The sequence below is a fragment of the Streptomyces antnestii genome, from assembly GCF_004005495.1.
In the GTDB taxonomy this organism is placed as follows: Bacteria; Actinomycetota; Actinomycetes; order Streptomycetales; family Streptomycetaceae; genus Streptomyces; species Streptomyces antnestii.
In genome coordinates this window covers 15063-40331 of record NZ_RZYA01000016.1, presented here as the reverse complement: position 1 = coordinate 40331, position 25269 = coordinate 15063, and the positions used below count along the sequence as shown (strand labels likewise).

Genomic DNA, 25269 nt, shown 5'->3' with positions numbered 1-25269 from the left:
CGTCAGTCAGCGCAGCAGACGCCCGCGCCGCGCCGTCGCGACGAGTTCGTCGACGGTGGCCAGCTTGACCCGTGGCCGTCCCGCCTCGCGGCCGCGCGCGGCCTCGGCCCGTTCGATCGCGGCCAGTCCCTTCGCGTCGAGGACGCGCCGGTTGCGGCGCCTGGCGAGGCGGTGGAAGGCCTTGGGCGCGTGCGGCGGTTCCGGCAGGGCGCCGGCCACGGCGTCGGCCAGGAGCGTGGAGACCGTCTCGGCCGCACAGGTGCGGTTGGCGCCGATCCCGCCGCTGGGGCCGCGCTTGATCCAGCCCGCGACGTAGGTCCCCGGCATCCCGGTGACGCGCCCGCGCTCGTGCGGGACGGTGCCGCTGGTCTCGTCGAAGGGGAGGCCCGCGAGCGGTCCACCGCGATAGCCGATCGCGCGCAGCACCATCCCGGCGGCGATCTCCCGCTCCCCCGACGCCCCGTCGGTGCGCACGGCGTCGACCCGTTCCGTACCGAGCACTTCCGCGGGCGTGCTGTGGAAGCGCAGCACGATGCGCCGCCCGGGCGCCGGTGCCCGATCCGCGTCGAAGCTCCCGAGGGGCACTCCCCTCAGGACGGCGGCCTTGTCGTGCGGACCGGCCGCGTCGATGGCCGCGCCGGTCCGGGGATCGTGATCGTCGACGAGGAGTTGCAGGCCGGGCACGTGCTTGAGCGCGAGCAGCTCCGACGTGGTGTACGCGGCGTCCTCGGGTCCCCGGCGGCCGAGCAGGACCACCTCGCGCACCGAGCCGGCGCGCAGCGCCTTCAGGGCATGGTCGGCGATGTCGGTGCGGGCGAGGGCGTCCGGGTCGGCGAGCAGGATGCGGGCGACGTCGAGGGCGACGTTGCCGTTGCCGACGACCACGACGCGTTCTGCGGACAGGTCGATCGCGTCGTGCGGCACGTCCGGGTGGGCGTTGTACCAGGCGACGAAGGTGCGGGCCGAGATGCTGCCGGTCAGGTCCTCGCCCGGGACGGACAGGCGGCGGTCGGCGGCGGCCCCGACGGCGTAGACGACCGCGTCGTGGTGCTCGGCGAGCTCCTGCGGCGTGACGTCCTCACCCACGTCGAGGCCCAGGTGCATCCGGACGCGGTGGTGGGTGTGGAATCTGGCGAAGGACTCGCCGGCCTTCTTCGTGGCGGGGTGGTCCGGTGCGACGCCGTAGCGCACGAGGCCGCCGGCCACCGGCAGCCGGTCGATGAGGGTCACCTCCGCGTTGGTGTGCAGCAGCAGGTCCTGCACCGCGTACATCCCCGCGGGTCCCGTGCCGACCACGGCTATCTTGAGCGGCGCGAGGTCGGAGGGCAGGACGCGCGAAAACGACGGGCTCCCCCACGCGTGGAAGTTGGGGCTGTCGTCGACCGGCGCCGGCTCCGCGTCCCGGTAGTACGCGGCGTTGATGTCGGCGTACTCCCGCTGCGAAGGGGACAGCCGGTCGACGGGGAAGATCGCGTCGACGGGGCAGGCGTCGGCGCACGCGCCGCAGTCGATGCAGGACACGGGGTCGATGTGCAGCATCTCCGTGCTGCCGAACGCCCGCTCCTCGGGGGTGGGGTGGATGCAGTTCACCGGGCACACGGCGACACAGGTGGCGTCGCTGCAGCAGGTCTGGGTGATGGCGTACGTCATGTCGTCAACTCACGTCGGCTCAGATGAGGTTGGCACGCTTGTAGAACGCCAGCGCCGGCTTGGTGAGCAGCCGTGCGGACGCCAGGAACTCCATGAGGCCCGAGCAGCTCGCGCGCATCATGGACTTGTGGTGCTCGTTGGCCCGGGCCTCGGCCACCGCACGCTCGACGTCGAGTCCGGCGCTCTCGTAGACCTGCTTGCGGACCATGCTCGTCACGATGAAGTACGACGCGGTGGCGACCACGAAGGCGTTGATGTGCCGGCGCACCCGGCCCGCGCGGGCGAGGCGCTTGCGGGTCTGTTCGCGGGCGAACTTCATGTGCCGCGACTCCTCGACGACATGGATGTTGTTGATCGTGCGGACGAACGGCACGACCCGCTCGTCCCGCATCCAGTCGCGCTGCATGACGTCGAGGACTTCCTCGGCGACCAGGATCGCGGCGTAGGCCGCCTCACCGAAGGCGAGCGTCTTGAAGACGCGGCCGAGTTCGATGACGAGCCGGTGCGGCCGGTAGGCCGGCGCCCCCAGCTTCTCGGCGCCGCGGGCGAACATGATCGAGTGGCGGCACTCCTCGGCGACCTCGGTGAGCGCCCACTGGAAGTCGGCCCCCGTCGGGTCCTTCGCGTACACGTCGCGCAGCACCATCTGCTGCAGGATCATCTCGAACCAGATGCCGGTGCTGGCCACCGACGCGGCTTCCTGCCGTGTCAGCTCCCTGCGCTGCGCCTCGGTCAGCTCCGCCCAGTACGGGGTGCCGTAGAGCGTGCTCCACTCCGGGCTCGCGCCGTGGAAGTCCTTGTCCAGGGGCGTCTCCCAGTCCACCTCGGTGGCCGGGTCGTACGCCAGCACGGCGGCCGATTCCAGCAGCCGCCGCGAGACGCCGCGCTCGTCGGGGAGGTCGTGCGATGCCGGCCGAACAGTGCCGTTTGCCATGCTGCGGCTCCTTGGATCAGACGTGCGTTCCTTGCGAAGACACCAGGTCAGCCCAGGTGGACGGGGGCTCGGCTCAAGCCACCCGCCTGCTTGTTAGACGGACCGTATAACAAGGGGGGTGCGTTGGCCTACCCCCCGGTAAGCACCTCTCCGTAACACCCGCGAAGGCCGCCGGTAACCCGCCGGACCCCGTCAGGGCCGCCCGTATCCCCGCTCCTGGACGAGGTCGTGGGCGAGCCGGGCGAAGGCGCGCGCGGCAGCGCTCTCGTAGGCGCTCTCCCTGCGCAGGAGCACGGCGGTGCGGGCGGGCAGCGGCGGGTCGAGCGGGACGGGGCGCAGGTGCGGGTGGTCCTCGGCGATGGCGTCGGGGAGCACGGTGGCCAGTAGCGAGGAGCGCCGCACGATCTCGGTGAGCGCCTGGATGCTGTTGGCCTCGACGGCGACGGGCGGCGCGACCCGGTGCGCCGCGAGATAGTCGTCGATGTGCCCGCGGGTGGCGAAGTCACCGCTGAGCAGGGCCAGTTGACGATCCGCCAGTTCGCGGACCGGCAACGGACGGTCGCCCCGTACCTCGTCACCGCCGACGCTCACCACGAGGCTCAGGCGCTCGGTGAACAGCGCCGTGGCCGAGACGCCCGCCTGGTGCGACCCCGCGAAGGCGATCCCCAGGTCGAGCTCGTCGGCCAGCAGGCTCGCCTCGATACGGTCCTGCGTCATCTCCCGGACGTCCACAGTGATGCCGGGATGGCGGCTGCGGAGCGTGTCGACAAGGGGGCCGGTGAGATAGACGGTGAAGGTGGGCGTCATGGCGAGGCGGAGGTGTCCGCGCGAGAGGTCCGCCACGTCGAGCACGGCGCGGTCGGCGGCGGCCATGTCCCTGAGCACGCGCTTCGCGTAGTACACGTAGGCCTCGCCGGCGTCCGTGGGGCGCACGCCGCGGCCGCTGCGGTCGAGGAGCTGCGCGCCGACGACGCGTTCCATCTGCTTGATCTGCTGCGACAGCGTCGGCTGGGAGATGCGCAGCTCCTCGGCCGCACGGGTGAAGTTGCCGTGCTCGACGACCGCGGTCAGATAGCGGAGGTGGCGGAGTTCTGGGCCCATACCTCCACCATACGCGGCCCTATAGATGCCATCGATCGGAGTCATGGTCATTGCGTCTTGGACGCTATACCCAATGGTCATGCATGGTGGATCTCGTCAGCCCGCCGGGCAGGCAGTCATCGAAGGGAGCGATCCGTGCACGACATCTCGGACGGCCTCGCGCGGTTCCGCCGCGACGTCTTTCCCGCGAAGGCCGGGCTCTTCGCCCAGCTCGCCACGACCCACCGTCCGACGACGCTCTTCATCGGCTGCTCGGACGCCCGCGTGGTCCCCGAGCTGATCACCCAGAGCGAGCCGGGCGAGCTGTTCGTCATCCGCACCGCGGGCAACCTCGTCCCGGCCTACACGTCGGGCCCCGACGGCGTCGCGGCGAGCATCGAGTACGCCGTGGCCGTGCTGCACGTGAGCGAGATCGTCGTGTGCGGCCACTCGTCCTGCGGAGCGATGACGGCCCTGGCCGAAGGCCACGACCTCAGCGCCGCGCCCGTCGTCTCCGACTGGCTCCGGCACGCGGACGCCGCACAGGCCCGCGCCGCCGCCGGCCCGGCCACGACGGGCTCCGGCCGGGTCGCCGCCCTGGTACGGGCGAACGTGTCCGCGCAGCTGCAGAACCTGGCCACCCATCCCGCGGTGGCCCGCGCCCTGGCGAACGGGACGCTCACGCTGCACGGCTGGGTCTTCGACATCGCCACCGGCGCCGTCGACGAGGTCAGCGCCGTCACGGTCGCGGCCTGACCCCGCCCCACCACCACCCGAACCACATCCCCGCGGAACCCCCCGCCCCGCCCGGCCACCCCGGACGGAATCCACGACGCCACCGGACGAGGCGCCACCAGGGCGCCATGACCGGGGCGGCACCGAAAGAGAAGGAACGCACCATGCCGCACGCACAGTTCGACCCCACCGCCCGTGAGGCCGTCGCCATCGCCGCCGTCGACGCCAAGACCCGCAAGGACCTGACCTGGCAGCAGATCGCCGACGCCGCGGAACTGTCGCCGGCCTTCGTCACCGCGGCCGTCCTCGGCCAGCACGCCCTGCCGAAGGCGTCCGCCGAAGCCGTCGCGGCGCTGCTCGGCCTGGACGAGGACGCGGCCCTGCTCCTGCAGACCATCCCGACGCGCGGCTCGATCCCCGGCGGCATCCCGACGGACCCGACCATCTACCGCTTCTACGAGATGCTCCAGGTCTACGGCACCACCCTCAAGGCCCTCGTCCACGAGCAGTTCGGCGACGGCATCATCAGCGCGATCAACTTCAAGCTCGACGTGAAGAAGGTCGCCGACCCCGAGGGCGGCGAGCGCGCCGTCATCACCCTGGACGGCAAGTACCTTCCGACGAAGCCTTTCTGACCACACGCCACTCCCCCACACCGGGATCCGCGAGGACCGGAGGTGCCCCACGCCCTCCGGTCCTCGCCCACGTCCACGCCCACCCCTGGGCTCCCTGCAATACGGCTCCCTGTAATGCGGCCCCGCGCCGCGTCACCCCAGGACGCCGCTGCCCACCAGGGCCGGCAGCGCCACGTCCGTCCGCCCGCGCGGCACCGGCGTCGTCGGCAGGCCTCCGCCCGGCCTCCCCCCGTCGAAGTCGGTGAGCAGATTGCGCAGGGCCACGGAGCCGTGCGGGGCCGGGAGGCGGTCGTCGAGGGCGGCGAGCGCGCGCTGCGCACGCTGCCGGGCCCGGGCGCTGCGGCCACCGCTCCGGTCGACGAACGCCTGGGCGTAGCGGGCGACGAGACAGGCCCAGGCGTCGCCGCGGATGCCGGGCTGCCGAAGGGCGCTGCGCGCGCTCTGCCGCGCGGCCCGCGGCGCGCGCCCCGCCTGCGTCACGGCGAGGGCCGCCAGACTCACCACCGGTGACAGACCTCCAGGAGCGTGCGGCGGGATCGTCCGGGCCGCCTCCTGGAACTGCTCGGTGGCCCGCTCCAGGTCACCGCGGTGCAGCGCGAGCATGCCCTGGACGTGCGCGATCCTGCCGATGGTCGCGTCGTCGCCCGCGAGAACGGCGGCCGGCCAGGCGTGCCGCAGCAGCTCGCTCGCCCCGTACGGGTCCCCGTACGCCGTGAGCCAGGCCGTGAGGCACAGGGCGCGCGCGGTGAGGAGCCCGTCGCCGCGGCACATCGGGAGCAGCCGAAGGAGATGCCGGCGCCCTTCGTCGACCCGGTCGTAGACCGCCCACCAGAACCACAGGTTCAGGACGGACTCCAGGGCGGCCGCCGCCAGTTCGGGCTGTCGGGGCGCGTACTCCAGCATGGCCGCGATGCCCTCGGCCTCGTCCATGACGAGGCGTACGGCCTGGGGCTGGCTGCCGAGGCTCCAGAGGTTCTCCGCGAGGGCGGCCACCCGGTGGAAGTGGATCGCGCGGCGTTCGGCCGCGACCTCGAACTCCCTTGCCTCACACAGCCGTTCACCGCCGAAGTCGTGGGCGGCCGCCGTCATGCGGTAGCGGGGTTCGCGGATGCCGCCAGGGTCGCGTACCGGGGTCAGGACGCCCACCGCGGCGAGGCGGGCGAGGCACGCGGGGACCCGGGCCGGTTCGAGGCCGCCGCCGGCGCAGACGAACGCGGCCGTCGACTCGTCGAAGTCGCCGGGCAGGACGGCGGCGCGGGCCCACACGATCCGCTCCTCGCGGTCGCACAGTACGTAGGCCGCGGCGACGGCGTCCCTCAGCGACCGGTGCCGGGGAACGGCCATGTCGGGTGCGCTCAGCCAGCACTGGTGTTCCCGGAGCCGGCCGGAGAGTTCCCGCACGCCGCCCTGCACGGCCTGCCGCGCGGCGAGCTCGACGGCGAGGGGAAGCCCGCCCACGGACCGGCAGATGTCCGCCACCGACCGCAGGTCCGTGTCGTCGGCGGCGAAATCGTCCTGCGCGGCGCGCGCGGTCTCCAGGAACAGTTCCACGGCGGGTGCGGTGTGCTGCCCAGCCGGGGGTTCGACGCCGAGCGGCGACAGGCGAAGGACCGCCTCGGCGCCGAGGCCGAGGGGCCGGCGCGCGGTCACCAGGACGCGCAGCGACGGCACGAACTCCAGCAGCGTCTGCACCATGCCCACGCACTCGGTGTGGACGGGGTCGACGTCGTCGAGGAAGAGCAGCACGTCGGTGGCGCACAGCCGGTCGGCAAGGGTGGCGCCGCGCCGCCCGCGGATCCCGGCCGCCGCCTCCATCACCGCCGCGGTCAGCGACGCGGGCGCCCCGGGCTGCCCGGCCTCCGGCCACCGTACGAGCATGAGGCGCGCCGCCGGGCTGCGTGCGGCGGCTCCGGCGACCGCGTCGGCGGCGAGCCGGCTCTTGCCCACGCCGACGCCGCCGGCGACCGTCACGAGGCGGTGGTTCTCCAGGAGTGTGCGCAGGGCCTGCGACTCCTGGTCCCGGCCGATCAGACGCGCGGGCAGCCGGTCGCCCGCCGCCGACGGCGCGCCGTCTCCGCCCATGAGTGTCCACACGTCCGCCACTCTCCGCACAGTCCTGCCCCTCGTCCGTCGGCGGTCGCCGCCCTCCGTGACCCGCGCCCGCTCTGTGCAGAACCGTCACTGCACCCGTGCCACGGCAACCCCAACGCCTCAGCGGCCCCAGGGTGTCGTCGCCTCGGCACGGTCCACCCGTCGCGCGGAACACTCGAACGCGAGCACGACTCTCCGGCCCCGTCGTGGAGCGGTCACAAGTGAGCAGTTTTGGAGAAGCGCCGGTCATCCGCCGCGCCTAGCCTGAACTCCGTGAACAGCCCCCTCACGGGACGACCTCAGGAGTGATCATGACCAGTTCTTCCACCCAGGGAATCAAGACCGTGCTGCACCCCGTGTCCGACGTGGCGAAGGCCAAGCCGGTGTACGCCGCCCTGCTCGGCACGGAGCCGCAGGTCGACGAGGCGTACTACGTCGGCTTCGAGGCGGCGGGCCAGCACATCGGCCTCGTGCCCGGCGGCGGGCAGCAGGGCATGACCTCGCCGGTCGCCTACTGGCACGTACCGGACATCGAGGCGAAGCTCGCCGAGGTCACCGCGGCGGGCGCCGTCGTGAAGGAGCCCGCGCACGACGTCGGCGGGGGCCGCCTGGTGGCCACCGTCACCGACCCCGACGGCAACGTCCTCGGACTGCTCCAGGACCGGTGACCGACAGCCCCTGGCCACAGATGGGGCCCCGGTCACAGGGGCCCCGGTCACAGGGCTCCTGCCGGAACGGAGAACTGAGCCGCGCGTACGGCTCGGAGCTGGTTGTATCGAGCCGGGCCACGCCGGCCGGGACCGCGAGCGCGGTCCGCGTAACGGACACAGATGGAGACACGATGAGCATGGCCGCGAGGAAGCAGGCGAACGCGCCTGTGCCGCACCCCGCCGACCGTCACGACCTGATCCGCGTGCACGGCGCCCGGGTGAACAACCTCAAGGACGTCAGCATCGCGCTCCCGAAGCGCCGGCTCACGGTGTTCACGGGTGTCTCCGGCTCGGGCAAGAGCTCGCTCGTCTTCGGCACGATCGCCGCGGAGTCGCAGCGGCTGATCAACGAGACGTACAGCACCTTCGTCCAGGGCTTCATGCCGACCCTCGCCCGGCCCGAGGTCGACGTCCTGGACGGCCTGACGACCGCCATCATCGTCGACCAGGAGCGCCTCGGCTCCGACCCCCGCTCCACGGTCGGCACCGCCACCGACGCCAACGCGATGCTGCGCATCCTCTTCAGCCGCCTCGGCAAGCCGCACATCGGCTCGCCCAAGGCGTACTCGTTCAACGTGGCCTCCATCTCGGGCGCGGGCGCGGTCACCGTCGAACGCGGCGGCACCACCGTGAAGGAGCGGCGCAGCTTCAGCGTCACCGGCGGCATGTGCCCGCGCTGCGAAGGCCGCGGCTCCGTCTCCGACATCGACCTGTCCGCTCTGTACGACGACAGCAAGTCCCTGAGCGAGGGCGCCCTCACGATCCCCGGCTACAGCATGGACGGCTGGTACGGCCGGATCTACCTGGGCTCGGGGTTCTTCGACCCGGACAAGCCGATCAGGAAATACACCAAGAAGGAACTCAACGACCTCCTCCACAAGGCGCCGACCAAGATCAAGGTCGAAGGCGTCAACCTCACGTACGAGGGCCTGATCCCGAAGATCCAGAAGTCGATGCTCTCGAAGGATGTCGAGGCGATGCAGCCGCACATCCGGGCCTTCGTGGAGCGCGCCGTCGCCTTCGCGACGTGCCCCGAGTGCGACGGGACGCGGCTCAGCGAGCTCGCCCGCTCCTCGAAGATCAAGAAGGTCAGCATCGCGGACGCCTGCGCGATGCAGATCAGCGATCTGGCCAAGTGGGTCGGCGGGCTCGACGAGCCGTCGGTGGCGCCGCTGCTCGCCAACCTGCGGGCGACGCTGGACTCGTTCGTGGAGATCGGCCTCGGCTACCTCTCGCTCGACCGGCCCGCGGGCACCCTGTCGGGCGGTGAGGCACAGCGCGTCAAGATGATCCGCCACCTCGGCTCCTCGCTCACCGACACGACGTACGTCTTCGACGAGCCGACGATCGGGCTGCACCCGCACGACATCCAGCGGATGAACGACCTGCTCCTCCAGCTGCGCGACAAGGGCAACACCGTGCTCGTCGTGGAGCACAAGCCGGAGGCGATCGCGATCGCCGACCACGTCGTGGACCTCGGTCCCGGTGCCGGTACGGCGGGCGGCACGATCTGCTTCGAGGGCACCGTCGAGGAGCTGCGGGCCTCCGGCACGGTCACCGGCCGCCACTTCGACGACCGGGCCGCGCTCAAGGAGACGGTCCGCGAGCCCTCGGGCGCGCTGGAGGTCCGGGGCGCGACGGAGCACAACCTCCAGGACGTCGACGTCGACATCCCGCTCGGCGTGCTGACCGTGGTGACCGGCGTGGCCGGGTCGGGGAAGAGCTCTCTGATCAACGGCTCCGTGTCGGGCCGCGACGGCGTGGTGACCGTCGACCAGGCGGCCATCAAGGGGTCGAGGCGCAGCAACCCGGCGACGTACACCGGGCTGCTCGATCCGATCCGCAAGGCGTTCGCCAAGGCCAACGGCGTGAAGCCGGCCCTCTTCAGCGCCAACTCCGAGGGCGCCTGCCAGAACTGCAACGGCGCCGGCGTCATCTACACCGACCTGGCGATGATGGCCGGGGTCTCGACGGTCTGTGAGGAGTGCGAGGGCAAGCGGTTCCAGGCCGAGGTCCTCGAGTACAAGTTCGGCGGGAAGGACATCAGCGAAGTGCTCGCGATGTCGGTGACCGAGGCCGAGGCGTTCTTCGCCGACGGCGCGGCGAAGACCCCGGCCGCGCACAAGATCCTCGACCGGCTCGCCGACGTCGGGCTCGGCTACCTCACGCTCGGGCAGCCGCTGCCCACGCTGTCCGGCGGCGAGCGGCAGCGCCTCAAGCTGGCGACGCACATGGGCGAGAAGGGCGGCGTGTACGTCCTCGACGAGCCGACCACCGGACTCCACCTCGCCGACGTCGAGCAGCTGCTCGGCCTGCTCGACCGGCTCGTCGACTCCGGTAAGTCGGTCATCGTCATCGAGCACCACCAGGCGGTCATGGCCCACGCCGACCGGATCATCGACCTCGGCCCCGGCGCCGGACACGACGGCGGCCGGATCGTCTTCGAGGGCACCCCGGCCGAACTCGTCGCGGACCGCTCGACCCTGACGGGCGAGCACCTGGCGGCGTACGTCGGCGGCTGAGCGTCCGGGTACGGGTGAAGCGGGGTGGCGCGGGCGGGCGCCCTCCGCGCCGGAGGTCCGGGGCGTGTCCGGCGGATCAGGGCCGGACAGGCCGCGGCGTCCGGTGCGGTACAGCGCAAGGCGCCGGAGCGCCCTGACAGGGGAGCTGTCCGGACGTTTCGGCAACGCGGCGAGGTGCCGTGCGAATGGGGGCACCCTCCCAGCGGTAGCTGGGGGAGCCGCGGCCCCGGCCATGATCCGCCGGACACGCCCTAACGCAGAGCCGCCGCCACAAGCCCGCGGATCTCCGGTTCCGAGACCTGGCCGCCTCCCAGCAGCCGGTCGAAGACCAGGCCGTCGACGCAGGCCAGCAAGGTGAGGGTGCGGGCCTCGGCGTCGGTCACGCCGTTCGCGGCCAGGAAGGCGCGCACGGCGTCGCGCGCCGCGTTCTCGCGCGGGACGAGGATGTCCCGCAGCTCCGGGTGCCGCACGCTCTCGACGGCGCAGGCGTACCGGGCCAGGGACCGCCGGCGCCCCTCCCCCGCGAGCCGCCGCTCGACGAACCCGGCGATGAGCGCGGCCAGTTGGTCCGCGTCCCGCAGCGGCGGCAACTCCTCGCCCGCCGCCCGGAGTTCGGCCTGATCCCGTTCCACGAGCCGCCGCACGAGCGCCGTGAGCAACGCCTGCCGGGTGCGGTAGTACGCGGAGGTCGTGCCCACGGGCAGGGCGGCCGCCCGGTCCACGGCCCGGTGGGTCAGGCCGCGCATCCCGTCCTCGGCGAGTACGTCGATGGCCGCGTCGGCGAGAACGGTACGTCGGTCGCTGGTCACGCACTCTTTCTACACCTCCCTTTCTACAGCTGTAGCGGCGAGGAGTACGCTCGGCTTTTCGTGGCTTCTACAGCTGTAGAAGACGGGTATGGGAGAGGGAGAGGGCGGACATGGGCAGCAGGGCGGTTGTGGTCGGCGGCGGCATCGGCGGGCTGGCCACGGCCCTGGGGCTGCGCCGCATCGGCTGGGAGGTGACCGTCGTCGAGCGCGCTCCCGTGCTCGACGACGCGGGCGCGGGCATCTCCCTGCACGCCAACGGACTTCGCGCCCTGGACGCACTCGGTGTGGGCGCGGCCGTGCGCGCCGCGGCCCGGCCCCAGTACACGGGCGGCACCCGCACCCCCCGCGGCGCCAGGCTTGCCGGCATGGACGGCGCCACCCTGGAACGCGCGCTCGGCACGCCGATCGTCGGAATCCCGCGCGCCACCCTGCACCGTCTGCTGCGCGACGCGTTGCCGTCCGCGTGCCTGAAGATCGGCACCGAGGTGACCGGCGTCGACCTCTCCGGCCCCGGCCGGGTGCGCGTCCCGGTCGGGGACACCGTGCTCGACGCCGACCTGGTGGTGGCCGCCGACGGCGTCAACAGCCGCCTGCGCGCCCAGCTGTTCCCCACGCACCCGGGCCCCGCCTACAGCGGATCCACCGTCCTCCGCGCCGTCACCGAGCAGCCGGTCGACGCGGGCTCCGACTTCGAACTCACCTGGGGACCGGGCGCCGAGTTCGGCCACATCGCGTTCGCCGACGGCCGCGCCGAGTGGCACGCCGTCCTCAACTCCCCTGCGGGCGTGCGATATCCGGGCCCTCTCGACGCGATGCGCCGCCGGTGCGCCGGGTGGCACGACCCGATTCCGGCACTGCTCGACGCGACCCGGCCGGAGGCCGTACTGCACCACGACATCCACGAGTTGGCCACCCCGCTGCCCTCGTACGCGGTGGGCCGCGTCGCGCTGCTCGGTGACGCGGCGCACGCGATGACGCCGAACCTCGGCCAGGGCGCGTGCCAGGCCCTGGAGGACGCGGCCGTCCTCGCCGCCGCCCTGGCGGACGGACCCACCGTCGAGTCCGCGCTCGTCCGGTACGACGCCGAGCGCCGCCCCCGCAGCCAGGCGGTCGCGCGCGCCGCCCGCCAAGCGGGCCGGATGGGACAGCAGTTGACCCACCCGCTGGCCGTCGCCGTGCGCAACACCGCGCTGCGCGTCGCCCCGTCAGGCGTCACGGTCCGCGCGATCCTGCGCCACGCGGACTGGACGCCGCCGCGTCTGAACCGACCGGACACCCCCGTGCCTCACGGAGCGTAGTCGTCCGGCGGGCGGCATCGGCTGCGCCGTCCTACGTTGGAGGAGCAAGACCCGTACAAGACAAAGGAGTCGTGATGGCCGGCAAGGGCGGCAACAGCAAGGTCAAGGGCAAGGCCAAGGAGATGGCCGGGAAGGTCACCGGCGACCGTCGCAGGGAGGCCGAGGGTATGGCCGACCAGGCGAAGGGCGAGGCCAGGAAGGCCATGGGCGAGACCCGCGACCGCGCCCGCGGAGTCCAGGACTCCGTCAAGCGCCACGGCTCCTGACCCGAGCCCCGAAGAAACCCCCGCGCCTGCCTGCGCGGGGGTTTCTCCCCTGTCACACCGGGCGTACCCGGTCGTCACACCGGGCGTACCCGGTCTCGTCACGCGGTGCGGGCGAGCCGGAATCCGAGGTCGTCGATCGCGAACGTCGGATGGCTGCGGCGCCGCACCGACGCTCCGCAGCCCCGCTCCGACTCGGCCCAGCCGCCCCCGCGGAAGATGCGGTACGCGCCGTAGACCTCCTCGTCGTAGAGGTCCCAGCACCACTCCCAGACGTTGCCCAGCATGTCGTGCAGACCCCACGCGTTGGGGGCCTTGCCGCCGACGTCCCGGACGCCGCCGCCGGAGTTGTCCGCGTACCAGGCGATGTCGTCGATCGGGCCGTACCGGTAACCGTCCGTGCCCGCCTTGCACGCGTACTGCCATTCGGCCTCCGTCGGCAGCCGGTATCCGTCGGACTCCGGGTCCCAGGTCACGTCGCCGCTCTCCGCGTCGCGCGCGTAGGCAGGCGTGAGCCCGGACCGGACCGAGAGGCCGTTGCACAGGTCGACCGCGTCGAGCCAGCTGACGTTCGTGAGGGGCGCGGCGTCGCGTGTGGTGGAGCCAGGGTCCGCTTCCGCTTCCGTGAGGGATCGGTGGAGCCCGGCCGTGACGGGAAAGCGGCCGAGCCGGAACGGCGCGACGTCGGCCGTCCAGCGCGTCCCGCGCCGATCGTCCCGGAGGTCCACCGCGCCGCCCGGGATACACACCATGTCGAGGCCGGCGGGTTCATCAGGGGCGGCAGTGAGATCAGTCGCGGGACGCACGTGAGGGGGCCTCTCTGTCCGGGCGATCACAAGATCGACGAGGGCTTACGATAGCCAACCCCCTACCGTCTTCGGGGGTCCCTCGTCCCCGGATGTGGACACCTGCCCTGCGCCGGATACGTCACCGGTAGACTCGCTGGCTGATTCCTCCGGTGCCGGAGGCGTCGCAAGCCAAGGAAAGAGGGAAGTCTCGACGTGTGGGCCGCACAGCACGAAGCTCCGATCTACAGCCGGCTCATCCAGGAACGCGGCGACATCCCCGCCCAGGTCCGGGCCGCCGCCGAACAGACCCTGCGTGACCTGGAACGAGTGATGCCGGCGCCGCTGCCGCGGCAGCAGCCGAGCCAGTCCGCCCCGGCGCTCCACAGCGGCGCCCGCACCCTCTGAGGTCAGCCCTTCGCCGCCAGGTCCCTGAGCGCGACGTTGAGTTCGAGCACGTTCACGCGCGGCTCACCCATGAAGCCGAGGACGCGGCCGTCGGTGTGGGCCTTCACGAGCTGACGCACCTCGTTCACCGGCAGGTGGTTCCGCTCGGCGACCCGGTGGACCTGGAGCTCGGCGTACGCCGGGGAGATGTCCGGGTCGAGGCCTGACCCGGAGGACGTGACGGCGTCGGCCGGCACGTCGGCCTTGTCGACCTCGTAGGTGGCCGTCGTGTTGTCCTTGATGACGGCCTGCTGCGCGGCCCGCACCTGGCCGATGAGGTCCTTGTTGTCGCCTGACAGATTGGTGGCTCCGGAAAGGATCAGCTTGTACCGGGTGTTGACCGTGTTCTCGCCCAGGCCGTTCGAGGGACGCGGCTGGAACCACTTGAGATCGGGTTCCGCGGTCTCCTGGCCCTTCTTCAGCGGCAGGTCGTAGCGCTGGCCGATGAGGGACGAGCCCACGACCTTGCCCTCGGACCTGATCTCGGATCCGTTCGCCTTGTCGTGGAAGAGAGCCTGGGCGACCCCGGTGACGGCGAGGGGATAGATGACGCCGCAGGCCAGCGTCAGGACGAGCAGGGCACGCAGGCCGGCCCACAGCAACCGGCCGGTGTTCGTAACCGAGTTGTTCATGGTGATCAGCACGCTTTCGAAAAGTTACAGCCCGGGGACGAGGGAGATGAGTACGTCGATGATCTTGATCCCGACGAAGGGCGCGACCAGGCCGCCGAGGCCGTAGACCGCGAGGTTGCGGCGCAGCATCCGGTCCGCGCTCATCGGGCGGTACCGGACGCCCTTCAGGGCGAGCGGCACGAGCGCGACGATGATCAGCGCGTTGAAGATGACGGCGGACAGGATCGCGGAGTCGGGCGAGGACAGCTGCATGATGTTGAGCTTGTCCAGGCCCGGGTAGACCGCGGCGAACAGCGCCGGGATGATCGCGAAGTACTTGGCGACGTCGTTGGCGATCGAGAAGGTCGTCAACGCGCCCCGGGTGATGAGGAGTTGCTTGCCGATCTCGACGATCTCGATGAGCTTGGTCGGGTTGGAGTCGAGGTCGACCATGTTGCCGGCCTCCTTGGCGGCCGACGTGCCCGTGTTCATCGCCACGCCGACGTCCGCCTGGGCGAGTGCCGGCGCGTCGTTGGTGCCGTCGCCGGTCATAGCGACGAGTTTGCCGCCGGCCTGCTCCCGCTTGATGAGCGCCATCTTGTCCTCGGGAGTCGCCTCCGCGAGGAAGTCGTCCACGCCCGCCTCGTCGGCGATGGCCTTCGCGGTGAGCGGGTTGTCGCCGGTGATCATGACGGTCTTGATGCCCATGCGGCGCAGCTCGTCGAAGCGCTCCCGCATGCCGTGCTTGACGACGTCCTTGAGGTGGATGACGCCCAGAACGCGGGCGCCCTTTCCGTCCTTGACGGCGACCAACAGCGGCGTACCGCCCGCCTCCGAGATGCGGTGGGTGATGCCGTCCGCGTCCCTGGCCACGGTGCCGCCCTCCTCCCGCACCCAGGCGATGACCGAACCGGCCGCGCCCTTGCGGATCCTGCGCCCGTCGACGTCCACGCCCGACATCCGGGTCTGGGCGGTGAAGGCGATCCACTCGGCGGCCGCCAGCTCGCCCGAAGAAATTGGGGCGCGAAGCGCTTCCTCAGAAGGGTGGTGGTGGGCGACGGGTGGGATTTCGCGCAGCCCGTACTTCTCCTTCGCGAGGATCACGATCGACCGCCCCTCGGGGGTCTCGTCGGCCAGCGACGACAGCTGGGCGGCGTCGGCGAGTTCGGCCTCCGTGGTCCCGTTGACCGGCACGAACTCGGCGGCCTGCCGGTTGCCGAGCGTGATGGTGCCCGTCTTGTCGAGGAGCAGGGTCGACACGTCGCCCGCCGCCTCGACGGCCCGGCCCGACATGGCGAGTACGTTGCGCTGCACCAGGCGGTCCATGCCCGCGATGCCGATGGCGGAGAGCAGCGCGCCGATCGTCGTCGGGATGAGGCAGACGAGCAGGGCCACCAGGACGACCATGCTCAGGTGTCTGCCCGCGTAGTCCGCGAACGGCGGCAGAGTCACCACGGCCAGCAGGAAGACGATGGTGAGGGATGCCAGGAGGATGTTGAGGGCGATCTCGTTGGGCGTCTTCTGCCGGGCCGCACCCTCGACCAGGTTGATCATCCGGTCGATGAAGGTCTCGCCGGGCTTCGTCGTGATCTTGATGACGACGCGGTCGGAGAGGACCTTCGTGCCGCCGGTGACGGCCGAGCGGTCGCCGCCCGACTCCCGGATGACCGGGGCCGACTCGCCCGTGATCGCCGACTCGTCGACGCTCGCGACGCCTTCGACGACGTCTCCGTCACCGGGGACGATGTCGCCCGCCTCGCACACCACCAGGTCGTCGACGCGCAGTTCGGTGCCGGGGACGTGCTCTTCCGAGGAGCCGGTCAGGCGCCGCGCGACGGTGTCGGTCTTGGCCTTGCGCAGCGAGTCCGCCTGCGCCTTGCCGCGGCCCTCGGCCACCGCCTCCGCCAGGTTCGCGAAGATCACGGTGAGCCAGAGCCAGGCGCTGATCGTCCAGCCGAACCAGTCCGACGGGTCCTTGAAGGAGAACACCGTCGTCAGGACCGAGCCGACGAGCACCACGAACATCACGGGCGACTTGACCATGACGCGCGGGTCGAGCTTGCGGCAGGCGTCCGGCAGCGACCTGAGCAGTTGCTTCGGGTCGAACAGGCCCGCGCCGACGCGTCCTTCCTCCGCGTGAGCCGCGTGCGCCGTATGCCCGGAGGGCAGGTCGCTGTGCGGGGCCTGTGTGGGAGTGGCTGTGGACATGGCGTCCTGTGACCTCTTCGAGTCGTGCTTGCGTGTTCCGGTGGTCATGACGCGAGACCTTCCGCGAGTGGGCCGAGGGCCAGGGCGGGGAAGTACGTCAGGCCGGCGACGATGAGGACGGTGCCGACGAGCAGCCCGGTGAACAGGGGCTTCTCGGTACGCAGGGTGCCTGCGGTGGCGGGCACGGGCTGCTGCTCGGCGAGCGAGCCCGCGAGGGCGAGGACGAACACCATCGGCAGGAAGCGGCCGAGGAGCATCGCGAGGCCGATGGTGGTGTTGAACCAGTCGGTGTCCGAGCTCAGGCCCGCGAAGGCGGAACCGTTGTTGTTCGCGCCCGACGTGTACGCGTAGAGGATCTCGGAGAAGCCGTGCGCGCCGGGGTTGAGCATCGAGTGCCGCGGGGTGGGCAGGGCCATCGCGACCGCCGTGAACACCAGGACGAGCGCGGGCGTGACGAGGATGTAGCAGGCCGCGAACTTGATCTCGCGGGTGCCGATCTTCTTGCCCAGGTACTCGGGGGTGCGGCCCACCATCAGACCGGCGATGAACACCGCGATGATCGCCATGATCAGCATGCCGTAGAGGCCCGATCCGGTGCCGCCGGGCGCGATCTCGCCGAGCTGCATGCCGAGCATCGTGATGCCGCCGCCGAAGCCCGTGAAGGAGGAGTGGAAGGAGTCGACGGCGCCGGTCGACGTCAGGGTGGTCGCCACGGCGAAGATCGACGAGCCGCCGACCCCGAAGCGGTTCTCCTTGCCCTCCATCGCGCCGCCCGCGAGGTCGAAGGCGGGGCCGCCGTGGTGGAACTCGGTCCACATCATCAGCGCGGTGAAGCCGATCCAGATCGCGGCCATCGTGGCGAGGATCGCGTAGCCCTGCTTGAGGGAGCCGACCATGCGGCCGAAGGTGCGGGTGAGCGCGAACGGGATGACGAGGATCAGGAAGACCTCGAAGAGGTTCGTGAAGCCGTCGGGGTTCTCGAAGGGGTGGGCGCTGTTGGCGTTGAAGTAGCCGCCGCCGTTGGTGCCCAGCTCCTTGATGGCCTCCTGGGAGGCGACCGCACCTCCGTTCCACTGCTGCGAACCACCCAGGAACTGGCCGACCTCGTGGATCCCGGCGAAGTTCTGGATCGCGCCGCAGGCGACGAGGACGAGGGCGCCGAGTACGGAGATGGGGATCAGGACGCGGATCACGCCGCGCACCAGGTCGGACCAGAAGTTGCCGAGCTCACCGGTGCGGGACCGGGCGAAGCCGCGGACCAGGGCGACGGCCACGGCGATGCCGACGGCCGCGGAGACGAAGTTCTGCACGGCGAGGCCGGCCGTCTGGACGACATGGCCCATGGCCTGCTCGCCGTAGTACGACTGCCAGTTGGTGTTCGCGACGAACGACGCGGCCGTGTTGAACGCCTGGTCGGGGTCGATGGACCGGAAGCCGAGCGAGCCGGGCAGGCTGCCCTGGAGACGCTGCAGGAGGTACAGGAAGAGGACACCGACCGCGGAGAAGGCCAGCACACCGCGCAGATACGCCGGCCAGCGCATCTGGGTGTCCGGGTCGGCGCCGATGCCCTTGTAGATCCACTTCTCGACGCGCAGATGCCGGTCGGAGGAGTAGACCCGGGCCATGTGGTCACCGAGCGGACGGTAGGCCAGGCCCAGGGCCACTATGAGCGCGAGCAGTTGGAGCACTCCGGCGAGTACGGGACTCATCTCGCCCGCTGCGGCAGCAGCTGATGTCACCGTCAGAACCTCTCCGGATAGACGAGGGCGAGGACCAGATAGCCGAGGAGGGCGACGGCCACGATCAGGCCGACGATGTTTTCGGCGGTCACAGCTTCGTCACCCCCCTGGCGACGAGTGCCACCAGCGCGAACACCGCGATCGTGGTGACGACGAAGGCCACATCGGCCATCGTGAGCTCCTGAATGAGGTGCGGAATTGATCGGACGGTTAGAGGAAACCTCTGTTCACGCCCGCCTTTGCCACCCCTTGACGCCTCCCATACGGCGGCGCCCACGCCCTTGACGGATCCCATACGGGACCTCTCCGCGGAGCCGCGCTGCCGCACGGCTCTTCAACGGGCGCTACGTGCGCGGCACCACGTGCGTCGTCAGGGCTCCAGGATCTCGACGTGGTCCGCGACCGCCACGACCACCACGCGCGAGTCGGGCTCGACCGCGTGCCAGCGGTGCCGGACACCGCCGGACAGCAGGACGCTGTCGCCGCGTCCGAGCCGGTGGACCCGGCCTTCCGCCTCCACCTCGATCGCGCCGTCCGCCACGTACATCAACTCGTCGTTGCGGTGCCGGAATTCACGTCCCGCGTTCTCCTCGCCGGTGAACTCCAGGGCGTGGACCTGGTGCGTGCCCCGGGTCAGCGGGCGCACACCAGAGCCGGCGACCAGGCCTCCCGCGTCGCCGGCGCGGACGACGTCGACCGTGCGGGTCGCGTCCGAGGCGGCGAGAAGCTGGACGGCCGTGGTGTCGAGGGCGTCGGCGATGCGCTGGAGCGAACGCATGCTGGGGCGCGCCCGGTCGTTCTCGATCTGACTGAGGAACGGCACCGACAGACCGCTGCGCTCGGTGACCGCGGCGAGCGTCAGGTCGAGGGCCCGCCGGCGGCGGCGGACGGCGGCGCCGACCCGAGGCGTCCGCTGGTCGTTCTCGCCGTTTCCGTCATCGTTCCTGTCCGCGACAGCGCCCTTGCTCATGCCCGAACCCTACTTCCGGGCCCGGCAGCGGTTTCGCACGGCCGTTACAGCCACTTAACAAAACCTCACTACGGTCAAAGTCGCTTGCTCTCATCAAAAAAAGTTTGACGAGAGCTGAGACCTGGACATAAGACCTGCAGCCTTTTGCAGCGAACCCGAGGAGGCACTCACATGCCCGCCGTCGACCAGAACTCGCGCCGCCGCCACGCCACCGGACTGATCGCCCACGACCCGGACCACGCGTTCCGGGGCTACACCCTCTTCGCGCCGCTCACCGGCTCCGGCGAGGTCTACCTCGTCGGCATGGACGGGCGTACCGCGCACGAATGGAAGCTGCCGTACCGGCCCGGCCGGCATGCGCGGCTGCTGCCGGACGGCGTCCTCGCCTACAACGGCGTCCTGCCCGGCGAGGACGCGCTCTTCCCCATGTGGCACAAGTACCGCGGGGGCGTGATGCTCAAGGCCGCCCCGGACGGGACCGTCCTGAGTGAACACCGCGACCCGCTCCAGCACCACGACGCGCACCACCTCGACGACGGCCGGATCCTGTACACGGGCCTCGAACCCCTGCGGGGCGCGGACGCGGCCGGCGTGGCCGGCGGCGTGCCGGGATCCGAGGCGGCGGACGGGGTGGTGTGGGCCGACACCATCCAGGAGGTCGACGCCGACGGCACGGTGCTCTGGTCGTGGCGCGCCTCCGAACACCTCGACCGGCAGGAGTACGCGCTGCACCCCGCGTACGCCCGCGAGCACTGGCCCCTGATCAACAGCGTCACGCCGCTGGCCGACGGGAACATCCTGGCGAGCCTGCGCAGCGTCTCCGCCGTCGTCGTCATCAGCCGCGCGACCGGCGAGATCCTGTGGCGCAGCGAGCCGGGCACCGTCTCCCAGCAACACGCCCCGACGGAGCTGGAGTCGGGCTCCTTCCTCGTCTTCGACAACGGCGTCTTCCGCCCCCACTGCGACGTGCCGTACTCGCGCGTCGTCGAGATCGAGCCGTCGAGCGGGAAGGTGGTATGGGAGTACCACGACCCGGCCCGCGAGTTCTTCTTCGCGCCCTTCATGGGCAGCGCGCAGCGGCTGTCGAACGGCAACACCCTTGTCACGGACTCCCCGTCGGGCCGCCTCTTCGAGGTGACGCGGGACGGCTACCTGTGCTGGGAGTACGTCGTCCCGTACTTCGCCGGCTACCGGGAGTCCGAGGTGCGCGGCCTCTTCCCGTCCGAGCCCAACGCCGTCTTCCGCTCCTACCGTTACGCCGCGTCGGAGCTGCCCTGGCTGAGCGGCGGTGCCGCGTGACCACCGCCCCGGTCGACGAACGCGTACCGCTGCGGCGGCTCGTCCCGCTGTCCGTGCAGCACGTCCTGGCGATGGTCGCCGCACCGGTGTCCACCGTGTTCCTCACCGCGAACACCCTGCATCTGTCCCCGCCGCGCACGGCGTCGCTGCTGAGCGCGGTCCTGATCCTGTGCGGGGCGGGGACGCTGCTCCAGTCCCTGGGGGTATGGCGGATCGGGGCGCGGCTGCCGTTCGTGATGCTGCCGGGCGGCGCCGCCGCGGCGCTGTTCCTCCAGATCGCCCAGGACCACGGGGCGGCCACGGCGAGCGGCTCCGTATTCCTCGCGGCGCTGCTCCTGGTCGCCGTCCTGCCGCTGTACGCGCGGATCGTGCGGCTGTTCCCGCCCCTGGTGATGGGGGTGACGGTGCTGCTGATCGGCATCGCGATGGTGCGGGTGGCGGCCCAGTTGATCACCGGGCCCGAAGGGCACGGTCAGCCGCGCGCCGTGGCTCTCGCGGGCCTCACGGTGGCCGCGACCGTCGGCGCGTATCTGCTGCTGCGAGGGGTGTGGCGGCAGACCGCCGTCCTGATCGGCATGGCCGTGGGCGCGCTGCTCGCGGCTGTCACCGGCCTGGGCAGTTTCGGTTCCGCCGCCGGATCCGGTTTCTCCCTTCCGGCCCTTCTCCCGTACGGCGCCCCGCACTTCGACGTCCTGGCCGCGCTCCCGCTGCTCATCTTCAGCCTCACGGCCCTCGCCGAGATCACGGGCCAGACCGTGCTGGTGGGCGAGAGCGTGGGCCACGGCGCGGATGCCGCCCGGGACGTGCCCCGCGTGGGCCGCGCCGACGCCCTCGTCTCCGTGGTCGGCGGCCTGTTCGGCACATCGCTGATGGTCACCAGCGCCGAGAACATCGGCATCGTGCGCCTCACCGGCGTCCGCAGCCGCTTCGTGACGGCGGGCGCGGGCGCGCTCCTGGTCGTCACGGGCCTGCTCACCCCCGTCTCACGTGCCGTGGCCGCGATCCCGTCGGCGGTGGTCGGCGGCTCGTCCCTCGTCGTGTACGCGGTCATCGCCGTGCTCGGCGTCGACATGCTGCGCCGCGCGGACCTGGGCCGGGGCGCCGACGGCTCGGGGGCGATGGTCGCCGCGCTCGCCCTCGCGGCGGGCCTGCTCCCGCTGCTCTCCCCCGGCCTGTACGAGGGCTTCCCCGGCTGGGCCCGCACGATCCTGGGCAGCGGGGTGGTCGCGGGCACGCTGACGGCGGTGGCCCTGTCCGCGCTGTTCAGGCCCTGGCGGAGCGGAGAAGGAACGGGGGAGGTGGTGGGGGCGGCCGGGGTGCGGGAGGCGGGTTGAGGGGGTGCGGGAGGCCGATCCGCTACGGCCTGCGGCCCGGCTTCCCCCGCTTGCCGCCGCCCTTGGGACCCCCCTTGGCGCCGCCCTTCGCCGCACCCTTGGGACCCGGTTTGGCTCCGCCCTTGGCACCGCCGCGCGGGTTCTTGCCGGCGGCCGGCTTCTGCCGCGCCGCTGCGCTCTTGTCGGTACGCCGTGCCTTGGGCTGCGGCGGGGTCGGCGTGCGGCCACGCGAGCTGTTGACCGTACGTCCTCGGACGATGCCGATGAACTCCTCGACGAGATCGGGAGTCGTCTCGTTCTCCGGCCACGACAGCGCCACCTGCGACTCGGGGGCGTCGGTCACCGGACGGTAGGTGAGGTCCTTGCGGTGGTGCAGACGGGCGAGCGACTGCGGGACGACGAGCACGCCGATCCCGGCGGCCACCAGCTCGACCGCGTCGGCCGTCGTCTCGGGGCGCTCGAACGCGGGCTGCCCCGGGGGCCGCTCCCAGCCGAGCGTGTCGTCGAGGGGGTGCAGCACGGTCTCGTCGGCCAGGTCGGCAAGTACCACCTCGTCGACGGCGGCCACGACGTGGTCCTTGGGGATCACGACCACGGTCGTCTCGGCGTACAGGGGGATCGCGCTCAGCACGGTCCGGTCCACCGGGAGCCGTACGAGACCCGCGTCGGCGCCCCTGTCCCGCAATACGTCGGACGCCTCGGCGGCGGGGGTCGCGATGAGGGTCAGGGGGACGTCGGGCAGCCGCTCGTTCCAGATCCGCACCCACTTGGTGGGTGTCACTCCCGGGACATACGCGAGCCGGAACGAAGGGGATACTTCCGAGCCTGTCACGCCGCCAGGTTACCGGTCGTGGTCGGAGGTGTCGCACACAGTCGATACCCTTGACACCATGACGTCGCACCAGACCACCCAGACCATGAAGCCCGCGACCGCGGCGAAGAAGCTGGGTGTGTACCTCGAGGCCACCCCCGCCGAGTTCCAGGAGGGTGTCGTCTCGCGCAGCGAGCTCAACGCGCTGCAGGCCGATCCCCCCGCGTGGCTGCAGGAGCTGCGCGCCAACGGCCCGCACCCCCGTCCCGTCGTCGCCTCCAAGCTCGGCATCTCCATCTCCGGCCTCGCCCGCGGCGGGGTCACCGAGCCGCTCACCACGGAGCAGATCGAGGCGCTGAAGACCGAGAGCCCCGAGTGGCTCCAGCAGGAGCGCGCCACCCAGGCCGCTGTCCGCAAGGAAGCGGTCCGCATCAAGGAGCGCAACGCCCAGCGGGCCGAGCAGTCCGGCAACCAGCCTTCCTGATCCCGACCGTCCCGGGCCGCTCACGCGCCCTCGGGGCGGTCCACCGTCTCCGCGCCGTCGAGGGGGCTGCGCTCCAGGAACGCGGCGGCCGCCGGGACCGCCGCACGCAGCCGCAGCAGGCCTGCCGCGGTCAGGGTGCGGCAGACCGAGTCCTCCTCGGCCAGGACGCGCTGCCCCAGGCGGGCGTGGAAGTCCGCCGGGGTGAGCGCCGCGCCGGGGCCCGCGGACCAGGTGCGGCCCGGCGGCGCCGCGCGTGACCCGTGGGCGCACACGGCGAGGCGCCCCGACTCCACGTACCAGAGGACCACGGGCTCTGCGCGGGGCGGTTCGACCGTGCGGCCCGCCGGCAGGGACAGGGTGCCGAAGCAGTCGGACACGGCGCTCGCGGCCGCGTCGCCGGCCTTGCCGAACAGATCGCTGCGGGTGAGCGGGACCGGTGCGGCGGGGTCGAGTCCGAGGCTGGTCAGGAGTTCGTCCTCGCAGGATTCGACGGCGCTTCCGAGGTCGGCGAACTCGTCGTCGGTGTGGGTCACCGGGCGGGTCGACGGGTCGGCGATCACCATGCGGATCCCGCGTTCGCGCAGGTCGTGGCCGAGGGCCCGGAGAAGGTCCGCCGCGACGGGTTCGATACGGCCGACGCGTGCGAGGTCCAGGACGAACCAGCCGGCGGCCTGCGGAAGGTCGCGGGCCGCGCGGAGCGTCTGTTCGGCGGTGGCGAAGTCCAGGTCGCCCTGCAGGACGTGTACGCGAATACGGTCGGGGCGTTCGTCGAGCGCGGCGCGCTGGTCTCGGGGGCGGTGGCGCAGTGAGCGCAGCGGGCCCGGGTCGAGGGAGCGCGGCGGGAGCGGGCGGACGCTGCTGCCGGTGGCCCGCATCAGATGCAGCCCGAACTGTTCCGACAGCAGGTGGCAGGCGGCGATGGCGCGCACGCTGTTGCCCTTCTCGTCCAGCGGCGGGCTGAACACCCCGATGCCGAACTGGCCGGGCAGCGCCACGCCGATCCCGCCCGAGACGCCGCTCTTCGCAGGGAGGCCCACGCGCAGCATCCACTGTCCCGACGCGTCGTACATGCCGCAGGTGGCCATGACGGCGAGGACGTGCTGGGCGTTGCGGGGGGCGACGACGCGTTCGCCGGTAAGCGGGTTGGTGCCGCCGCCGGCCAGGGTCGCGTGCATCACGGCGAGGTCGTCGCAGGTCACGAGGACGGAGCACTGGCGGAAGTAGGTGGCGAGCTGTTCCTCGACGTCGCCGGTGAGTGATCCCGCGTTGTGCATGAGGTAGGCGAGGGCGCGGTTGCGGTCACCGGTGGAGCGCTCGGAGGCGAAGACCGCGCCGTCGACGGTCAGGTCCCGGCCCGCGAAGGCACTCAGGCCGGCCAGGATCCGCGTGAAACGTTCCTCCGCACTGGCGCCCGCGACCAGTGAACTGGTCACGATGGCACCGGCGTTGACCATCGGGTTGGGCGGGCGCCCGGTACCGGGTTCGAGGCGGATCGAGCTGAACCCCTCGCCGCTGGGCTCGGCGCCGACGCGCGCCAGGACGTCTTCGAGGCCCCGGTCGGCGAGGGCGAGCGCGAACACGAAGGGCTTGGACACCGACTGCACCGTGAACGGCACGTCGCAGTCCCCGCAGCTGTAGACCTGCCCGTCGAGCGCGCACAGACTGAGCCCGAACAGGTCCGGGTCGGCGCGGCTCAGCTCGGGGATGTACGAGGCGGGCTCGCCGTCCGTGAGGTCGCGCAGCCGTACGCGCACCCGGTCGAGGAGCGCGGCGAGCGGGTCGTCCGGCGGCTTGTTCTGCCTCACCCCGCAATCGAACACCACACCTGGCGGCGGCGCCCGCCCAACCGCTCCA

24 protein-coding genes are annotated in these 25269 nt (G+C 71.8%); 10 read left to right on the top strand and 14 right to left on the bottom strand.

The features are described from left to right. Positions 1-6: 6 nt before the first annotated feature. The 3 genes from EOT10_RS28160 to cynR form a co-directional block, all read right to left on the bottom strand. On the bottom strand, positions 7-1650 hold the full coding sequence (locus EOT10_RS28160) for an FAD-dependent oxidoreductase (RefSeq protein WP_127831151.1): 1644 nt from the start codon (positions 1648-1650) through the stop codon (positions 7-9). A 19-nt stretch (positions 1651-1669) separates the two neighbouring features. Further along, positions 1670-2584 (bottom strand): AurF N-oxygenase family protein, encoded by a 915-nt coding sequence (locus tag EOT10_RS28155; protein WP_127831150.1) that lies wholly within the window; start codon positions 2582-2584, stop codon positions 1670-1672. A gap of 192 nt (positions 2585-2776) precedes the next feature. Next, positions 2777-3685 (bottom strand): transcriptional regulator CynR, encoded by a 909-nt coding sequence (gene cynR, locus EOT10_RS28150; protein WP_127831149.1) that lies wholly within the window; start codon positions 3683-3685, stop codon positions 2777-2779. 135 nt (positions 3686-3820) lie between these two features. Between cynR and EOT10_RS28145 the strand changes: the two genes are divergently transcribed. Both EOT10_RS28145 and cynS read left to right on the top strand, forming a co-directional pair. After that, positions 3821-4420: a carbonic anhydrase gene (locus EOT10_RS28145; protein ID WP_127831148.1), complete on the top strand. Its 600-nt coding sequence runs from the start codon at positions 3821-3823 to the stop codon at positions 4418-4420. Positions 4421-4563: 143 nt separating this feature from the next. Then, on the top strand, positions 4564-5034 hold the full coding sequence (gene cynS / locus EOT10_RS28140; RefSeq protein ID WP_127831147.1) for a cyanase: 471 nt from the start codon (positions 4564-4566) through the stop codon (positions 5032-5034). Between the two features lie 132 nt (positions 5035-5166). Here cynS and EOT10_RS28135 read toward each other — a convergent pair whose 3' ends face one another. Next, entirely contained in the window at positions 5167-7137 is a 1971-nt protein-coding gene (locus EOT10_RS28135; RefSeq protein WP_127831146.1) for an ATP-binding protein, read from the bottom strand. A 299-nt stretch (positions 7138-7436) separates the two neighbouring features. On the opposite strand from EOT10_RS28135, the gene EOT10_RS28130 reads away from it, so the two are divergent. After that, positions 7437-7793, top strand: coding sequence for a VOC family protein (locus tag EOT10_RS28130; protein WP_127831145.1), 357 nt, complete (start codon positions 7437-7439; stop codon positions 7791-7793). Positions 7794-7966: 173 nt separating this feature from the next. Then, positions 7967-10357 (top strand): ATP-binding cassette domain-containing protein, encoded by a 2391-nt coding sequence (locus EOT10_RS28125; protein WP_127831144.1) that lies wholly within the window; start codon positions 7967-7969, stop codon positions 10355-10357. A gap of 251 nt (positions 10358-10608) precedes the next feature. On the opposite strand, the gene EOT10_RS28115 is transcribed toward EOT10_RS28125, so the two are convergent. Then, entirely contained in the window at positions 10609-11166 is a 558-nt protein-coding gene (locus EOT10_RS28115) for a TetR/AcrR family transcriptional regulator (RefSeq protein WP_127831143.1), read from the bottom strand. 110 nt (positions 11167-11276) lie between these two features. Between EOT10_RS28115 and EOT10_RS28110 the strand changes: the two genes are divergently transcribed. After that, a complete protein-coding gene (locus EOT10_RS28110) occupies positions 11277-12464 on the top strand; it encodes an FAD-dependent monooxygenase (protein ID WP_127831142.1) in 1188 nt (395 codons plus the stop codon). Between the two features lie 74 nt (positions 12465-12538). Then, on the top strand, positions 12539-12730 hold the full coding sequence (locus EOT10_RS28105; RefSeq protein ID WP_127831141.1) for a CsbD family protein: 192 nt from the start codon (positions 12539-12541) through the stop codon (positions 12728-12730). 98 nt (positions 12731-12828) lie between these two features. Here the strand turns inward: EOT10_RS28105 and EOT10_RS28100 are convergent, their stop codons facing one another. After that, positions 12829-13479: a formylglycine-generating enzyme family protein gene (locus tag EOT10_RS28100; RefSeq protein ID WP_127831277.1), complete on the bottom strand. Its 651-nt coding sequence runs from the start codon at positions 13477-13479 to the stop codon at positions 12829-12831. Positions 13480-13728: 249 nt separating this feature from the next. On the opposite strand from EOT10_RS28100, the gene EOT10_RS28095 reads away from it, so the two are divergent. Then, positions 13729-13920 carry a hypothetical protein gene (locus EOT10_RS28095; protein ID WP_127831140.1) on the top strand — a complete coding sequence of 64 codons (192 nt, stop codon included), beginning with the start codon at positions 13729-13731 and terminating at the stop codon, positions 13918-13920. Positions 13921-13922: 2 nt separating this feature from the next. Here EOT10_RS28095 and EOT10_RS28090 read toward each other — a convergent pair whose 3' ends face one another. From EOT10_RS28090 to EOT10_RS28065, 6 genes are all read right to left on the bottom strand, one after another. Next, positions 13923-14591: a potassium-transporting ATPase subunit C gene (locus EOT10_RS28090; RefSeq protein ID WP_189492176.1), complete on the bottom strand. Its 669-nt coding sequence runs from the start codon at positions 14589-14591 to the stop codon at positions 13923-13925. A 24-nt stretch (positions 14592-14615) separates the two neighbouring features. After that, positions 14616-16778, bottom strand: coding sequence for a potassium-transporting ATPase subunit KdpB (gene kdpB, locus EOT10_RS28085; protein ID WP_127831276.1), 2163 nt, complete (start codon positions 16776-16778; stop codon positions 14616-14618). A 44-nt stretch (positions 16779-16822) separates the two neighbouring features. Continuing rightward, entirely contained in the window at positions 16823-18487 is a 1665-nt protein-coding gene (gene kdpA, locus EOT10_RS28080) for a potassium-transporting ATPase subunit KdpA (RefSeq protein ID WP_127831275.1), read from the bottom strand. A 32-nt stretch (positions 18488-18519) separates the two neighbouring features. Beyond that, entirely contained in the window at positions 18520-18609 is a 90-nt protein-coding gene (gene kdpF / locus EOT10_RS28075) for a K(+)-transporting ATPase subunit F (RefSeq protein ID WP_063801986.1), read from the bottom strand. Further along, positions 18606-18812, bottom strand: a complete 207-nt coding sequence (locus EOT10_RS28070) for a hypothetical protein (RefSeq protein ID WP_127831138.1) — start codon at positions 18810-18812, stop codon at positions 18606-18608. Before EOT10_RS28070 ends, kdpF begins: the two co-directional genes overlap by 4 nt. A gap of 75 nt (positions 18813-18887) precedes the next feature. Beyond that, the gene (locus tag EOT10_RS28065; protein WP_127831137.1) at positions 18888-19487 is read right to left on the bottom strand and encodes a helix-turn-helix domain-containing protein; all 600 of its coding nucleotides are present in this window, start codon (positions 19485-19487) and stop codon (positions 18888-18890) included. Between the two features lie 171 nt (positions 19488-19658). On the opposite strand from EOT10_RS28065, the gene EOT10_RS28060 reads away from it, so the two are divergent. Further along, complete coding sequence (locus tag EOT10_RS28060) at positions 19659-20786, top strand: aryl-sulfate sulfotransferase (RefSeq protein ID WP_127831136.1); 1128 nt, start codon at positions 19659-19661, stop codon at positions 20784-20786. Beyond that, positions 20783-22120 carry a uracil-xanthine permease family protein gene (locus EOT10_RS28055; protein ID WP_223281254.1) on the top strand — a complete coding sequence of 446 codons (1338 nt, stop codon included), beginning with the start codon at positions 20783-20785 and terminating at the stop codon, positions 22118-22120. Before EOT10_RS28060 ends, EOT10_RS28055 begins: the two co-directional genes overlap by 4 nt. 22 nt (positions 22121-22142) lie before the next feature. On the opposite strand, the gene EOT10_RS28050 is transcribed toward EOT10_RS28055, so the two are convergent. Further along, complete coding sequence (locus EOT10_RS28050; protein WP_127831135.1) at positions 22143-22952, bottom strand: LysR family transcriptional regulator substrate-binding protein; 810 nt, start codon at positions 22950-22952, stop codon at positions 22143-22145. Positions 22953-23010: 58 nt separating this feature from the next. On the opposite strand from EOT10_RS28050, the gene EOT10_RS28045 reads away from it, so the two are divergent. Then, complete coding sequence (locus EOT10_RS28045; protein WP_127831134.1) at positions 23011-23415, top strand: DUF5997 family protein; 405 nt, start codon at positions 23011-23013, stop codon at positions 23413-23415. A 20-nt stretch (positions 23416-23435) separates the two neighbouring features. Here the strand turns inward: EOT10_RS28045 and glsA are convergent, their stop codons facing one another. Then, positions 23436-25220, bottom strand: coding sequence for a glutaminase A (gene glsA / locus EOT10_RS28040; protein WP_189492173.1), 1785 nt, complete (start codon positions 25218-25220; stop codon positions 23436-23438). Positions 25221-25269: the final 49 nt, after the last annotated feature.